Annotated in this window: 13 protein-coding genes and 1 tRNA gene; 7 read left to right on the top strand and 7 right to left on the bottom strand. The window is 63.9% G+C overall.

The window, feature by feature from the left end:
* Window positions 1-85 precede the first annotated feature (85 nt).
* The 4 genes from K1T73_RS02920 (at window position 86) to K1T73_RS02905 (ending at window position 3,270) form a co-directional block, all read left to right on the top strand.
* Complete coding sequence (locus K1T73_RS02920) at window positions 86-778, top strand: 50S ribosomal protein L25/general stress protein Ctc (RefSeq protein WP_220602498.1); 693 nt, start codon at window positions 86-88, stop codon at window positions 776-778.
* A 133-nt stretch (window positions 779-911) separates the two neighbouring features.
* Complete coding sequence (gene pth, locus K1T73_RS02915) at window positions 912-1,607, top strand: aminoacyl-tRNA hydrolase (protein ID WP_220602497.1); 696 nt, start codon at window positions 912-914, stop codon at window positions 1,605-1,607.
* Window positions 1,608-1,679: 72 nt separating this feature from the next.
* The gene (locus K1T73_RS02910) at window positions 1,680-2,843 is read left to right on the top strand and encodes a serine hydrolase (RefSeq protein WP_220602496.1); all 1,164 of its coding nucleotides are present in this window, start codon (window positions 1,680-1,682) and stop codon (window positions 2,841-2,843) included.
* Window positions 2,844-2,895: 52 nt separating this feature from the next.
* Window positions 2,896-3,270: a DUF2237 family protein gene (locus K1T73_RS02905; RefSeq protein ID WP_220602495.1), complete on the top strand. Its 375-nt coding sequence runs from the start codon at window positions 2,896-2,898 to the stop codon at window positions 3,268-3,270.
* Window positions 3,271-3,274: 4 nt separating this feature from the next.
* Here K1T73_RS02905 and K1T73_RS02900 read toward each other — a convergent pair whose 3' ends face one another.
* A complete protein-coding gene (locus K1T73_RS02900) occupies window positions 3,275-4,291 on the bottom strand; it encodes a YcjF family protein (RefSeq protein ID WP_220602494.1) in 1,017 nt (338 codons plus the stop codon).
* A complete protein-coding gene (locus tag K1T73_RS02895) occupies window positions 4,288-5,703 on the bottom strand; it encodes a YcjX family protein (protein WP_220602493.1) in 1,416 nt (471 codons plus the stop codon). The genes K1T73_RS02900 and K1T73_RS02895 overlap by 4 nt, the downstream gene beginning before the upstream one ends.
* Before the next feature lie 143 nt (window positions 5,704-5,846).
* Between K1T73_RS02895 and truA the strand changes: the two genes are divergently transcribed.
* The gene (gene truA / locus K1T73_RS02890) at window positions 5,847-6,626 is read left to right on the top strand and encodes a tRNA pseudouridine(38-40) synthase TruA (protein WP_220602492.1); all 780 of its coding nucleotides are present in this window, start codon (window positions 5,847-5,849) and stop codon (window positions 6,624-6,626) included.
* A gap of 85 nt (window positions 6,627-6,711) precedes the next feature.
* On the opposite strand, the gene K1T73_RS02885 is transcribed toward truA, so the two are convergent.
* The 4 genes from K1T73_RS02885 to K1T73_RS02870 all read right to left on the bottom strand — a co-directional run bounded on the left by K1T73_RS02885 (window position 6,712) and on the right by K1T73_RS02870 (window position 10,859).
* Window positions 6,712-7,389 (bottom strand): hypothetical protein, encoded by a 678-nt coding sequence (locus K1T73_RS02885; RefSeq protein ID WP_220602491.1) that lies wholly within the window; start codon window positions 7,387-7,389, stop codon window positions 6,712-6,714.
* A 246-nt stretch (window positions 7,390-7,635) separates the two neighbouring features.
* Window positions 7,636-8,910, bottom strand: a complete 1,275-nt coding sequence (locus tag K1T73_RS02880) for a folylpolyglutamate synthase/dihydrofolate synthase family protein (RefSeq protein WP_220602490.1) — start codon at window positions 8,908-8,910, stop codon at window positions 7,636-7,638.
* A complete protein-coding gene (gene accD / locus K1T73_RS02875) occupies window positions 8,907-9,884 on the bottom strand; it encodes an acetyl-CoA carboxylase, carboxyltransferase subunit beta (protein ID WP_220602489.1) in 978 nt (325 codons plus the stop codon). Before accD ends, K1T73_RS02880 begins: the two co-directional genes overlap by 4 nt.
* An 84-nt stretch (window positions 9,885-9,968) precedes the next feature.
* Window positions 9,969-10,859, bottom strand: coding sequence for a CPBP family intramembrane glutamic endopeptidase (locus K1T73_RS02870; RefSeq protein WP_220602488.1), 891 nt, complete (start codon window positions 10,857-10,859; stop codon window positions 9,969-9,971).
* A gap of 114 nt (window positions 10,860-10,973) precedes the next feature.
* Between K1T73_RS02870 and K1T73_RS02865 the strand changes: the two genes are divergently transcribed.
* Together K1T73_RS02865 and K1T73_RS02860 are read left to right on the top strand one after the other, a co-directional pair.
* Window positions 10,974-11,050, top strand: a tRNA-Arg gene (locus K1T73_RS02865).
* A gap of 26 nt (window positions 11,051-11,076) precedes the next feature.
* A complete protein-coding gene (locus K1T73_RS02860; protein WP_220602487.1) occupies window positions 11,077-12,345 on the top strand; it encodes a 3-phosphoshikimate 1-carboxyvinyltransferase in 1,269 nt (422 codons plus the stop codon).
* Between the two features lie 56 nt (window positions 12,346-12,401).
* On the opposite strand, the gene K1T73_RS02855 is transcribed toward K1T73_RS02860, so the two are convergent.
* Window positions 12,402-13,427 (bottom strand): LacI family DNA-binding transcriptional regulator, encoded by a 1,026-nt coding sequence (locus K1T73_RS02855; protein ID WP_220602486.1) that lies wholly within the window; start codon window positions 13,425-13,427, stop codon window positions 12,402-12,404.
* Window positions 13,428-13,557: the final 130 nt, after the last annotated feature.

Genomic DNA, 13,557 nt, shown 5'->3' with positions numbered 1-13,557 from the left:
CAAACGGGGCAAATGCGTCTATGGGCACGGCTTCACGCGGGGCTACAGCCTTGGAGGAGCCCCGCCTTGCAAATGGAGAGACAACATGGCTGGATCAATTCCTGATCTTCACGCCCAGGAACGCACGGGGACGGGCAAGGGCGCCGCTCGTGCAGCACGCCGCGAGGGCATGGTTCCGGGTATCGTTTTCGGTGGCGACGTGGACCCGCTGCCCGTCAACATTCCGTTCAACGAGCTTATCAAGAAGCTCAAGGCCGGACGCTTCAAATCGACGCTTTTCAACCTCAAGGTCGATGGTCATGAGGACGTGCGCGTGATCTGTCGCGACGTGCAGCGCGATGTGGTCAAGGACCTTCCGACCCATTTCGACCTCATGCGCCTGCGCCGCACAACCAAGATCAACCTCTTCATCGGGGTGGATTTCCAGAACGAGGAAGAGTGCGAAGCCCTGACCAAGGGTGGTGTTCTCAACGTCGTGCGCAACGAGATCGAACTGATCGTCACAGCAGGCGACATCCCCGAATCTATCGTGGTCGATCTCAGCTCGCTCAAGGAGATCGGCGATTCGATCCATATCTCGGACGTGACGCTTCCCGAAGGCGCAACTCCCACGATCACCGACCGCGATTTCGTGATCTGCAACGTCTCCGCACCGTCGAGCCTCGCCTCGCAGGAGGATGACGACGAGACCGAAGCGGATGACGTCGAGGTCATCAACCAGCATGACGATATCGAGACCGACGCCGAGGGTCATCCCGCCGAGGGCGAGAACGACTGATCCGACGCGGACGATCCCGGAAATCTTGAACGCGGCCCCCATCGTGGGCCGCGTTTTGCTGTCCGGGAGACGCTTGGTTGATTTGCCAATCCGCGCGGCGTAAACCCTGCGGGATCATGGTGAGGGCAGTTCAATGCTTATCTTCGCAGGCCTCGGCAATCCCGGCCCGAAATACGCGCAGAACCGGCATAACATCGGTTACATGGCCGTTGACCGGATCGCGTCCGATCACGGTTTCGGGCCGTGGAAATCGCGTTTCCAGGGCCAGTGCGCGGAAGGACGCCTGGGTAGAGAGAAGGTGCTCCTGCTCAAGCCCGAGACCTTCATGAACCTCTCGGGTCAGTCCGTGGGCGAGGCGATGCGCTTTTACAAGCTCGACCCCGCCGACGTCACGGTGTTTCACGACGAACTCGACCTCGCGCCCGGCAAGGTCCGGGTGAAACAGGGCGGGGGCCACGCGGGACACAACGGGCTGCGCTCGATCCATCAGCATCTTGGGCCCGAGTATCGGCGCGTGCGCCTTGGGATCGGGCATCCCGGCGTTAAGGAACTCGTCGCGCAATATGTCCTTCATGATTTCGCACGAGCGGATCAGGACTGGCTCGACGATCTGTTGCGTGGCATTGGCGACGGCGCGACCCACCTGGCCGAGGGCGCGACGGACAAGTTTCTCAATGCGGTGGCCCAACGCATGGCGCCGTCGCGCGCCTCGACGGCACAGAAACCGAAGCCCGGTGACAAGCCGGCGCCGACCGCGGAGGCGGAGGGCGCCGAAACGGCCCAGGATCCCCGCAGCCCCCTTCAGCGCCTGGTCGACAAGTTTCGCTGATCCACGCGACGCCGGGTCATGCTTGCCCGGCACGGGACGTGGTGCTTTGCTCTCCTTGAAGGGAGAGTGGATATGCGGAACGTCCTGAGATGGCTGGCCCGGATCGGCATTGCCCTCGGTCTCGCGATCATCGTCATCGGCATCTGGAAACGAGAGGAGATTGGCCGACTGCTGGCCGTCAATTCGCTCTTTTCCGAGGATAGGATCGTCGCCAACTTCTCGTCGATGGACGAGATGTTCCTCACGCGCGCAGTGCCGCGCGGCGATGGCGAGGTGTCTCCCCTGCCCGAGGGAGAAAAGATGAAGCTGCCCGCCGGCACCGAAAACTGGATCGAGGAAAGGGCGGTGACGTCTCTTCTGGTGCTCGACGAGGGCCGGATCGTCCACGAAAGCTATCATCTCGGCACCGGACCCAAGGATCGCCGCATCTCGTGGTCGATGGCCAAGAGCTTCCTCTCGGCGCTTGTCGGTATCCTGCTCGAGGAAGGCGCGATCGCATCACTCGATGATCCCGTGACGAAATACGCGCCACCGCTCGAAGGCGGTGCCTATGATGGGGCGACGCTGCGCAACGTGCTCAACATGGCGAGCGGGGTCACGTTCAACGAGGACTATCTCGACTTCCATTCCGACATCAACCGGATGGGCCGCGTCCTCGCCCTGGGCGGCACGATGGACGGTTTCGCCACCGGCCTGACCGAGCGCTTCGCGGAGCCGGGCGAGACGTGGCAGTACGTGTCCATCGACACCCATGTCATCGGCATGGTGGTTCGTGGCGCGACCGGTCGGGACGTCCCGGCGCTCATGTCCGAGAAGATCATCGCGCCCCTCGGCCTCGAGACTGCGCCCTACTACCTGACCGACGGTGTCGGGGTGGCCTTCGTGCTCGGCGGACTGAACATGACGACACGCGACTACGCGCGCTTCGGGCTCATGTTCGAGCAGGAGGGGCAATATCAGGGCCGTCAGATCGTCCCCGCCGACTGGGTCACGGCGTCGACCGTGCCCACGGCCCCGACGGCCGAAGGAGAAATCGGATATGGCTACCAGTGGTGGATACCCGAGGGATCCGAGCCGGGTCAGTTCATGGCGCGCGGGATCTACGGTCAGTATATCTACGTCGATCAGGGCCGCGACGTGGTGATCGTCACGACCGCCGCCGACCGCGATTTTCGCGAGCCGGGGGTGGCGGAGCAGAACGTGGAGGTGTTTCGCGAGATCGCGAAAGCGCTCTGATCCTTGCCCCGCCGCCGCGATGCCCTATCCTGAGCAAGCAGGGAGAGACGACATGAAGGCCGACCCATCCATCAACGTGCTTGGCACCGAGCTCTTGCCCTGCTCGGCACGCGAACCCGTAACCGGCTTCTTCCGCGACAATCATTGCAACACCTGCGCCGAGGATCGGGGAAGCCACACCGTCTGTGCGGTGATGACCGATGAGTTTCTTGCCTACTCCAAATATGTCGGCAACGATCTGAGCACGCCGCGCCCCGAGTTCCGATTCCCCGGGCTGAGAGCCGGTGATCGCTGGTGCCTTTGTGCCGCGCGGTTCCTTCAGGCGCATGATGAAGGTTGCGCGCCACGGGTGCATCTCGAGGCGACGCATGAACGTGCCCTCGACATCGTGCCCCTGGTAGTCCTACGCGAGCATTCCGCCGGTTGAGAATCTAACGTGACCCGAATAGGCCCGTCAGCGCGCGTTTCACGAGGCTCGTGACCGAAGGTCGCGCGACCCGGTTGAAAGGGATGGGGCGACAGACCTCCATCGCGGCGACGCCCACCCGCGCCGTGAGCGCGCCGTTCACCACCCCTTCGCCGAAGCGGCGCGAGACCTTCGAGAGCATGCCGCCGCCCGCCACCGATCCGATCAGATCGTCACCGATCGCCACCGCGCCCGTCGCGACCAGATGTGTCATCACGGCTCGCGTGAGACGCCAGCTTCCCAGCGTGCCCGACCGGCCACCATAGATCTCCGCGACCCGGCGTATCATCCGAAGGTTCGCGGTAAGCGCCACCACCACGTCGGCAAGCGCCAGCGGCACCACGGCCGTGACCGTTGCCACCTGCCGCGCGGCCGCCTCGATCTCGGCGCGCGCGGCCGCGTCGAGCGGCTTCAGAAGCTCGGCCTCCGCCAGCCCGAGAAGCGATTCGGCGTCGAACTGGTCGTCCTTTCGTTCGGCCAGCCGCTCGCGACCCCACCGGGTATCCTCGCGACCCTCATAAAGCGCTTCGATCCGCGCCACCACTTCGCGCGCACCCTTGAGGTCGGCGTTCACCAGGGCGGTTTCGGCCATGTGATGCAGTCGGTCCATTCGTTTCAGCCGCGAGAACGCCGCAAGTTCGCGCAGCGCGATGGCAATAAGCACCAGCAGGAAAGCCGCGAAGAGACCCGTCACCGCGTAGCCAAGGACAGGAGCCCGATCTATCAGCGAGGTTGCGAAATCCCACGCCGCCACCGAGAGCGTGGCACCCAGCAGGGCCAGGAGAAGCCCCCAGAACAGCCGTCCCAACCGCGACGGTCGACGCGCAGCGATGGTCGCCACGGTCTGCATCGCGCGCCTCTGCGGCTGCGGCAGATCGGGTTCCGGCACCGGCGGCGCGCTGGCCGGGTTGACCGTAGCGGTCTCGCCGTCGTCGACGTCGAAGAGGACGGGACCCGGTTTGGAAGCGCGTCGGTCGGTCATAGGCGATCTCCCAGGAGGAACTGCGCCGCGCGATCAAGCCGAATATGAGGCGGCCCCTCCCCCGGCTTCAGGCCGAGCCGGGCGGGCGCGAATTTCATGATCTCGTATTCCGCATCGAGCCAGCTTTCCCGGCCTGTCTGCGCCGCACCGAGAAGCGTCTGCGGCGTCTCGGGCAACTCGCCCGGATAGAGTGCTGCCTGTTGCCCCGTTTCAAGAAGCGTGCCGCGCACGCAATCGAGCGTGCGACCCTGATGCTCGCGCGTCTCCTCGACCGTCGCGCGCAGGGAGGCGATTGACATTCCCGCCGTCTCGGCCCCCGCGAAATCGGCGCGATCGCGCGCTTCGCGGATAAGCGCTTCCATGATCGCGGTCAGCCGCGGATGCTGCGTGTGGTGAAGATGATCCGCCTTGGTTGCAGCGAACAGGATCTTCTCCACGCGCCGTCCAAGGAAGAGCCGCGAGAGCAGGGCATTCGTTCCCGGTCGGAAAGCCGCCAGGACGTCGGTCATCGTGGTCTGCAGATCAGCCACCGCACGCGGCCCGGCATGGATCGCGCCAAGCGCATCCACGAGCACGATCTGCCTGTCGATGCGTGAGAAATGGTCGCGAAAGAAGGGCGTCACGATCTCGCGCTTGTAGGCGTTGAACCTGCGCTCCATCTCGCGCCAGAGACCGCGCCGCGCAGGACGCGCGGCGGGCGGAAGCGGCGCAAAGGTGAGCGCGGGCGACCCGGCCATATCTCCCGGCAAGAGGAACCGCCCCGGTGTCAGGCCCGAAAGGCCCGCATCCCGGCCCGCGTGCAACGTTTCGGTATAGCGCTCGGCCAGCGCCTTGATCTGCGGCTCCTCCCATGCGGCATCGGGGTCGGCTCCGCGCGCCCCTTCGAGAAACGCGGACGCCTCTTCCCGACGCTCGAGCGAGGTCATGACCATGCGCGACCACTCGGCATAATCCTTGTCCATCAGCCCCAGGTCGAGAAGCCATTCGCCGGGGTAATCCACGATATCGAGATGAACGGTGCGCGGCCCCGTCAGCCCCGAGAGGAGCCCGGAAGGCCGCACCCGTAGCGACAGCCGCAATTCCGAAATGGCGCGCGTGCTGTCGGGCCATCGCGGATCGGGCGAGGTGAGCGCGGCAAGGTGCGTCTCGTAGTCGAAGCGCGACACGGTGTCGTCGGGCTGCGGCTGAAGGAACGCCGCCGAGATGCGCCCCTCGCTCGCCGCGAGAAGCGCGGGCATCCGGCCCCGGTCCATCAGGTTGGCGACGAGCGACGTGATGAACACCGTCTTTCCCGCTCGCGACAGGCCAGTCACGCCGAGACGGATCACCGGCTCGAAGAACGTCTCGGAGACGGTGTCGCCGATATTCTCGAACCCGCGAGTGATGTTGTCTGCCAGCGTCGTGATGACCAAACCGCTCGCCCCTTCTCCGTGCTCGTTCCTAGATAGACGCGGGCGGACGGTCATTCCAGCGGAATGGCTCCGCCTCATGGCTCTCTCGTTGCGAAATGCCACGGGTTCTTGGCGCCTTGGTCTTTTTGGGCTAAGCGCGCGCCATGCCACGTTTTGCTCTCAAGGTCGAATATCACGGCGCGCCCTTCGCGGGGTGGCAGCGCCAGAAAGATCAGCCATCGGTGCAGGGGGCAATCGAGACCGCGCTTGCGCGGCTCGAACCCGGCCCGCACACCATTGCTGCGGCGGGCCGCACCGACGCGGGCGTCCATGCACTGGCCCAGGTTGCGCATTGCGATCTTTCGCGCGACTGGGAGCCTTTTCGCCTCTCCGAGGCGCTCAATTATCACCTGCGCCCCGATCCCGTCGCCATCATCGACGTGGCACGCGTGGCGCCGGACTGGCACGCACGGTTCTCGGCGGTCGAGCGGCGCTATCTTTTCCGGCTCCTCGTCCGCCGCGCTCCGGCGACGCTCGAAGCGGGACTTGTTTGGCACATTCGTCACGACCTTGATGTCGACGCCATACGCAATGCCGCACGGCACCTGTTGGGACGGCATGATTTCACCACCTTCCGCTCGGCCATGTGCCAGGCCGCGAGTCCGGTAAAGACACTCGATCAACTCGATATCGAAACACACGAGACGCCGTTCGGTCACGAAATCCGGTTCAAACTCCGCGCGCGATCCTTCCTGCACAACCAGGTGAGAAGCTTCGTGGGCACGCTTGAGCGGGTGGGCGCGGGAAGCTGGCAACCCGGTGACGTGAAAGCCGCGCTCGATGCGCGGGATCGGTCCGCCTGCGGTCCGGTCGCTCCATCCCACGGGCTCTACCTGGCCGGCGTCAGCTACCCGGACGATCCCTTCGCCATCCCCGGAAAATGAAAGGGGGCCGTTGGTTCGGCCCCTCGATCATTCCTGCCACGGTGTCAGGTCGGGTATGCGGTTGCTGCTCGTTCCGTCTTGCCCGTCAGTTTGCCGGCAAGGAAAGTGTCAAACCGGCTCGCAAGTTGCCGGAAGTTGAAAGCTTGTCCTCGCTGGCGTCGAAAATCTCGTGCTGCATCGCGGTGGGGCCGGCAATGGATGCCAGCGCATCACCCGCCTCGACTGCGTAGTCATCTCCCGGCCCAGCCACCTGCGACCTCAGAGCCGACAGAAGCGCGCCCGTGTTCACTCGGCCATCCACGGTGATCAGGTCGCGAGGAACCTGCACAGTGCCCGCGCTCGCCGCGTGATTGACGAGCGCGTCGATGTAGTCATCCGACTGCCCCCGATCGAGGGCGCGGATCACTATCAACTCAAGCGCCGGTCGCGCATGATCCTCGTGCTGCGTGGTCCTGGCCCGCCACGCGCTGGCGTTCTCGAGACTGGCCGCGAGGCCGTCGATTGAGGCCGCTCGTTCCCGCTCATCGCTGCGTATAGCCACCGCGCTTTCGGCGATGCCGAGGCTAAGCGGGTCGAACGCATTCCCGGAGATCACGGATGCCGCCGCATCGACGGGCGAGAGAGTGGTATCGATATCAAGACGAGTTACGGCCAGATCGCCTTGGTCGGCGACCGGATTGCGCGGATCGGGGCTGGACTGAAAAATCAGTTGCGCCCCGGTGAGGCCAAGGGCACAGGTGGTCAGGAGAAGGATGCGGGTCATGCGCATCTTCGCCACATCCAAGGCCGACCCGATCCATCAGGAGCGCGATGCAGCCCAAGAGCTTGTCGATGCGAAGAGACCCGTGCCACGGACCCGCTGTCCCCCAAGATACAGGCGCGTTGTTCGTTTCTTGCCTTCGCGCCGTCACTGCTTGGACCAGATATAGGCGAATCGATTCGAATCGGTCAACATAAAGTGATTCGCTCGACGCAAATACTTCGAACCCCGTCGCGACGAAGCCCGAGTTCACCCGTTCTCGCGCAAGATGGAGCCCGCAAGGTAAAGCGAGCCACAGATGAGCACGCGCGCGCCCGGTTCTTCCCGCGCAATCCGCGCGAGTGCCGCCCCCACCGATACCTCGGTCTCAGCCTCGAGCGCGACCGCACGCGCAGCCGATGCGGTCGCGTCGGCGGAGAGCGTGTTGGCTTCTCCGGGGATGGACACGGCGAAGAGACCTTGTGCCACGGCGGCCAGCGGACGGAGATATCCGGTCACGTCTTTCGTGTTGAGCATTCCGCAGATGAGGAATGTCGGACGCTCGATCAAACTCGCGAGGTGACGCCCAAGCGCCTCGCCCGCGGCGGGATTGTGCCCTCCGTCGAGCCAGATCTCCGCGTTCGGAGCGGCCTCGACCAATGGCCCATGGCGAAGCCTTTGCATGCGGGCAGGCCAGGTGGCACGTGAGACCGCAGCCTCTTGGGCCGCCTCGTCGAACCCCAGGTGCCGCAGCGCCGCAAGCGCGGCACCGGCATTGTCGATCTGGTGCGCGCCCGGCAAGTTCGGCAGTGGCAAGTCGACAAGACCGCTTTCATCCTGAAAGATCAGCCGTCCATGCTCGGTCCAGACATGCCAATGCTGACCGTGGACGAGAAGCGGCGCTACCAGAGCCGCGGCCCGCGCTTCTATTGCCTCCATCGCAGCGTCAGCCTGTGGGCCCACCACGCAAGGCACTCCGCGCTTGATGATGCCTGCCTTCTCTCCCGCGATCTTCGGGAGCGTGTCGCCCAGAAACTGCTCATGATCCATCGAGATCGGCGTGATGACCGTCAGGGCGGGACTTTCGATCACGTTCGTCGCATCGAGCCTTCCCCCCAGCCCCACCTCGAGAAGCGTGTAGTCGGCAGGTGTCCGGGCCATGGCGAGAATGGCCGCGCAGGTCGTGATCTCGAAATACGTGATGTTCTCGCCACCGTTGGCGGCATAGCATTCGTCCAGAACCGATGTGAGGTCATCCTCGGAAATCAGCGCGCCCGCGAGGCGAATCCGCTCGTGAAACCGGGCCAGATGCGGAGATGTGTAGGCGTGAACACGCTGGCCCGCCGCTTCGAGCCCGGCCCGGATCATCGCCTGTGTCGATCCCTTGCCATTGGTCCCGGCAAGGTGAATGACGGGCGGCAAATCATCCTGCGGGTTGTCGAGCGCGCCAAGCAACCGCCAGACGCGGTCAAGCGTCAGATCGATAACCTTGGGGTGCAGCGTCATCATCCTTTCGAGGATGACGTCCGAGGTCTGCGCACTCATTTTTCGGCGCGGGTCGGCGTGCTGCCCGGGTCTTTCGAGAGCTTCCTGGACGGGTCCTCGATCTCCTCGGGAACGGCGACGTCAACCTCGTTCTCCGGCGCGGGCAGATCGCCCATGACCGCGGGAGGCAGGCCCAGAAGCATCCGGGTGATACCGATCAGTTCGTCCCTCAGCGCCGTGCGCGGCGTCACGCGGTCCAGCATGCCGTGATCGAGCAGGTATTCGGCGCGCTGAAACCCTTCGGGCAGTTTCTCGCGGATTGTCTGTTCGATCACCCGCGGGCCGGCAAAGCAGATCAGCGCGTTGGGCTCGGCAATCTGCACATCGCCCAGCATCGCGTAGGATGCCGTGACCCCGCCGGTCGTCGGGTGGGTCAGGACGACGATGTATGGCAGGCCTGCCTCCCGCAACAATTGGATCGCCACGGTCGTGCGCGGCATTTGCATGAGACTGAGGATGCCCTCCTGCATCCGGGCGCCCCCGGCGGCCGAGAACAGGATCAGCGGGCGTTTGAGCTTCACCGCCTCTTCGGCAGCGGCGATGATCGCGTTGCCGACATACATGCCCATGGACCCGCCCATGAACGAGAAATCCTGCGCCGCCGCCACGATGGGCGTGCGACCGATTTCGCCCGTGGCGACGAGCATCGCCTCCTTCTCGCCGGTCGATTTCTGCGCCGCACGCATCCGGTCGGGATACTTCTTCTGATCCCGGAAATGCAGGGGATCAGGGTGCGGCCGGGGCACGTCAACCTCCGTGAATGTGCCACCGTCAAAGAGGCCCTTGAACCGCTCGCGCGGCGAAATCTGCATGTGATGGCCACAACTCGTGCAGACTTGCAGGTTCTCGGTCAGCTCGCGATGGAACAGCATGGTCCCGCAGCCTTCGCATTTCGACCACAGGTTTTCCGGCATCTCGCGGCGGGAGAAGATCGAATTGATGCGCGGACGCACGTAGTTCGTTATCCAGTTCATGAGCGGTGCAGATCCTCTCCTTTGGCCTGTGACGGGACATAAGCCGCAAGGGCACGAATTGCAATTACACGCTGCAAACCCACGCTACCTGCGAAGCGCGACACGGACGCAGAGCCAGATGCACAGGGTCGCGAGTGCCTCCTGTGGAAGCCACTCCATCACACGACCCGGATCATCCATCGCGAAATCATAGGTGTAGAGCGCGAGGCCGTCGAAATGACCCTCGGGCGAGGCCACGAGAAATGCGAGCGTGTTGTTGGCCAGGTGCATCGCGATCGCGGAGCCAAGCGTCCCGGCTCTGGCCGTCACATCTGCGGCCAGGCATCCGAAAAGTGTGGCCCAGAGAACGATGAGCCAGGCATTGGCGCCGTAGGTTTCGGTGTCGTGATGCAACAGGCCGAAAATCAGCGCGGGCACCACCATCCAGACAATCGGCGAGCGGCTGATCGCTGCCAGGTGGGACTGCAGATACCCACGGAAGACAAGCTCTTCTGCCGAGACCTGCAGGAAGATGGCGAGAAGTCCGGGCAGCAGGTATCGAACCCACTCGCCGAACGGATATTGCCGCGTCACGGCGAATTGCTCACCCGCCGGCAGAAGGGCATATACGCAGAGAAAAACCGCAAGGAACAGGCTGACGCGCAACGCCTGCGCCACGGCCACGGGGACCGGTCCGAGAAGGTCCGCCAGATGTCGCCTGTGGACGAGCCGAAGCACCAGGGCGAGCGCCGCGATGTGGCCTGTGAAACTAAACAGCAGGATGAGCACCGATTTCGGATCGCGACCCGCAAGGACGGCGTCGAGGCCTGCGCGACCTCCCCCCGCGATGCCGAGCGCACCGACCAGGAAACCAAGGATGAACGTGCTGAGCACCAGACCCACCGGGACGAGGAAAACCACGCCGAGCAGGAACCGGATCGGACTGGCTCCTTCGCGGATCGGCGCGACGCGTGTTTCCTGTGCTTCGTAAGACATGGGCGAACGATAAAGCAGCCGGCGATGGGTCACAATCGCCGGGAGACGCCCGCCTTGCATGCGCATCTTTGGCTTTGATCTCCACCTTTTCGACTTGTATGCAAGCGTCAGTGCGGTCCCGTAGCTCAACTGGATAGAGCAGCTGACTTCTAATCAGCAGGTTCGGGGTTCGAGTCCTCGCGGGATCGCCATGCCGACACAGAAGAGATCGCGCGCCATGTCCTCCACCTCCGCCATTGCAAGGATCACCCCGGCCGCGGGGCCACTATCCGGTCGCGTGACGCTTCCGGGATCGAAATCGGTGACCAACCGCGCGCTGTTGGTGGCGGCACTCGCCCGGGGGAAAAGCCGTCTGTCGGGTATCCTGCGCAGTGACGACACCCATCACATGATGGTCGCGTTGCGCGCGATGGGCGTTGAGATAGAGGAAATTGATGCCACCACGCTTATCGTGACCGGGACGGGCTCGCTCCTTGCGCCCGATGGTCCGCTTTTCCTCGGCAATGCGGGCACGGCGGTACGTTTCCTGACGGCTGCGGCGGCGCTGGTCGACGGGCAGGTGACGGTGACGGGCGACGAACACATGCAGAAACGTCCCATCGCACCGCTCGTGGATACGCTGCGGCGACTGGGCGTCGCTGCGTCATCCGCGACCGGATGTCCGCCGGTGGTGATCGACGGCACCGGCACGTTCGAGACAGGTGACATCGCGGTAAGCGGTCAATTGTCGAGCCAATATATCTCGGCAATCATGATGCTCGCGGCGATGGGCGAGGATGAAAGCCGCATCCGCATCGAAGGCGGCGCGATCGGGGCTGTCGGATACCTTCATATCACCGCGGCGGTGATGCGCGCCTTCGGGGCGACCGTTACCTTCCCCCGGACTGATCTGATCGTGATCGAGCCGGGTGGCTACGTGGCCACCGATTACCACGTAGAACCCGATGCCAGCGCGGCGACATATCTGTGGGCGGCCGAGGCGCTGACGGGGGGCAGGATCGACATCGGAACCTCGGCCCGTGACTTCAATCAGCCGGACGCCGCCGCGTACGTGCCAATCGTCGCTTTCCCGCGCATGCCCGACGTGATCGAGGGCTCCCAGATGCAGGATGCCATTCCGACACTTGCGGTGCTGGCGGCCTTCAGTGAAACGCCCGTGCGCTTCACCGGGATCGGCAACCTCCGGGTGAAGGAGTGCGACCGGATCGAAGCGCTGCGCGACGGGCTGACACGTATCCGCTCCGACCTCGCCACCGTCGAGGGCGACGACCTCATCGTTCACGGGGATCCGAAGCTTCGCGGTGCTCACCGACCTGCCCGGATCGACAGCTATGCCGATCACCGGATCGCGATGTGCTTCGCGCTCGCCGGTCTGCTTGTTGACGGAATCGAAATCGAGGACCCCATGTGCGTCTCCAAGACCTTCCCGGATTACTGGGATGTCTTGCGGGAACTGGGTGTGCGGATAAAGATAGAAGGCCTCTAAAGCGTTTTGCTAAAGACCTGGATCACGGCGTTCAAGTTATAGACGAAACGTCTCGGTCAGGGGCGGCGGAGCGTATCGCCGTAGCTGATCTTCGGCTCCAGCACGATCTTGACCGGCTCGGTCGCATCCGGATTCTCTACCCTGTTCGCAATGATCTCGGCGGCCTTGGCGCCGATCTCGTAGCGGCAGGCGTCCATTGTCGCCAGCTCGCGGGGGAGTCCCTTGAGAAGGTTGATGCCGTTAAACCCAGCCAAGCCCATTCGCCCGGGGATATCCACCCCTTGCTCCAGAAGCCAAAGGAGACCTCCCGCGCCGATGAGATCATTGGAGTAATAGAGGAAATCCAGTTCCGGGTCCCGCTCCAGCACGGCTTGTGTCATCTCGCGCCCTTTCGCAAGCGCGGAGCCACCCGAGTAGAATTCGCGCTCGCTGATCTCCACCCCGGATTTTGCAAGTGCGTCGGTAAATCCCTCGAACCGCTTCCGCGCCCGGTGATCGCGCGACATCTTGGTCCCGAGGAACCCGATCCGGCCGTAACCCGCCCTGAGTATCGCCTGGGCCATCTTCTCTCCCGCACGCCGGTGCGAGATGCCCACCATCGAGTCGACGGGTGTCCCGTCGGTATCCATGATCTCGACGACCGGGATGCCTGACGCCCTCAACATAGCCCGCGATGCCTCGGAATGTTCGAGACCCGCGATAATCACCCCCGAAGGCCGCCACGAGAGCATCTCGTAAAGAACCTTCTCCTCTTTCTCACGGCTATATTCCGTAAGCCCCACCACCGGCTGCAAGGCGGTCTGATCGAGCGTCCGGCTGATCCCGGTCATCACTTCGGGAAAGACCATGTTGGACATCGAAGGGATGATGACCGCGACGAGGTTCACGCGTTGGCTGGCAAGCGCGCCCGCGATCTTGTTGGGGACATAGCCAAGCTCCTTGGCCTTCTCGAGCACCTTCTCGCGCGTGGCATCCGAGACGTCACCGCGATTCCGCAGCACGCGGCTGACCGTCATTTCCGAGACACCCGACGCTTCGGACACGTCCCGAAGCGTGAGAGGGCGATGATCTGAACGGGTCACGGTGTGCCACTTTCCTGCTTGTGTCGGGTGAAATGTTACCGCGAACGGACTGGGCCAATCAAGCGCGCTCGCAGGTCGCCGACGCGGTAAATTACGACCATGACAACGGCGCAACGGCACGTTATGCAGA

This window comes from Roseovarius sp. SCSIO 43702, from assembly GCF_019599045.1.
Lineage (GTDB): Bacteria > Pseudomonadota > Alphaproteobacteria > Rhodobacterales > Rhodobacteraceae > Roseovarius.
The sequence above is the reverse complement of the archived record's forward strand: the minus strand, read 5'-3'. Positions and strand labels throughout refer to the sequence as shown.

Bases quoted from the DNA above. Each gene is read 5' to 3' on its own strand.
- K1T73_RS02900 (WP_220602494.1), bottom strand. From the start codon at position 4,291: ATGACCGACCGACGCGCTTCCAAACCGGGTCCCGTCCTCTTCGACGTC.
- K1T73_RS02860 (WP_220602487.1), top strand. From the start codon at position 11,077: ATGTCCTCCACCTCCGCCATTGCAAGGATCACCCCGGCCGCGGGGCCA.
- K1T73_RS02870 (WP_220602488.1), bottom strand. From the start codon at position 10,859: ATGTCTTACGAAGCACAGGAAACACGCGTCGCGCCGATCCGCGAAGGA.
- K1T73_RS02880 (WP_220602490.1), bottom strand. From the start codon at position 8,910: ATGAGTGCGCAGACCTCGGACGTCATCCTCGAAAGGATGATGACGCTG.
- K1T73_RS02920 (WP_220602498.1), top strand. From the start codon at position 86: ATGGCTGGATCAATTCCTGATCTTCACGCCCAGGAACGCACGGGGACG.
- K1T73_RS02910 (WP_220602496.1), top strand. From the start codon at position 1,680: ATGCGGAACGTCCTGAGATGGCTGGCCCGGATCGGCATTGCCCTCGGT.
- K1T73_RS02885 (WP_220602491.1), bottom strand. From the start codon at position 7,389: ATGACCCGCATCCTTCTCCTGACCACCTGTGCCCTTGGCCTCACCGGG.
- truA (WP_220602492.1), top strand. From the start codon at position 5,847: ATGCCACGTTTTGCTCTCAAGGTCGAATATCACGGCGCGCCCTTCGCG.
- accD (WP_220602489.1), bottom strand. From the start codon at position 9,884: ATGAACTGGATAACGAACTACGTGCGTCCGCGCATCAATTCGATCTTC.
- K1T73_RS02905 (WP_220602495.1), top strand. From the start codon at position 2,896: ATGAAGGCCGACCCATCCATCAACGTGCTTGGCACCGAGCTCTTGCCC.
- pth (WP_220602497.1), top strand. From the start codon at position 912: ATGCTTATCTTCGCAGGCCTCGGCAATCCCGGCCCGAAATACGCGCAG.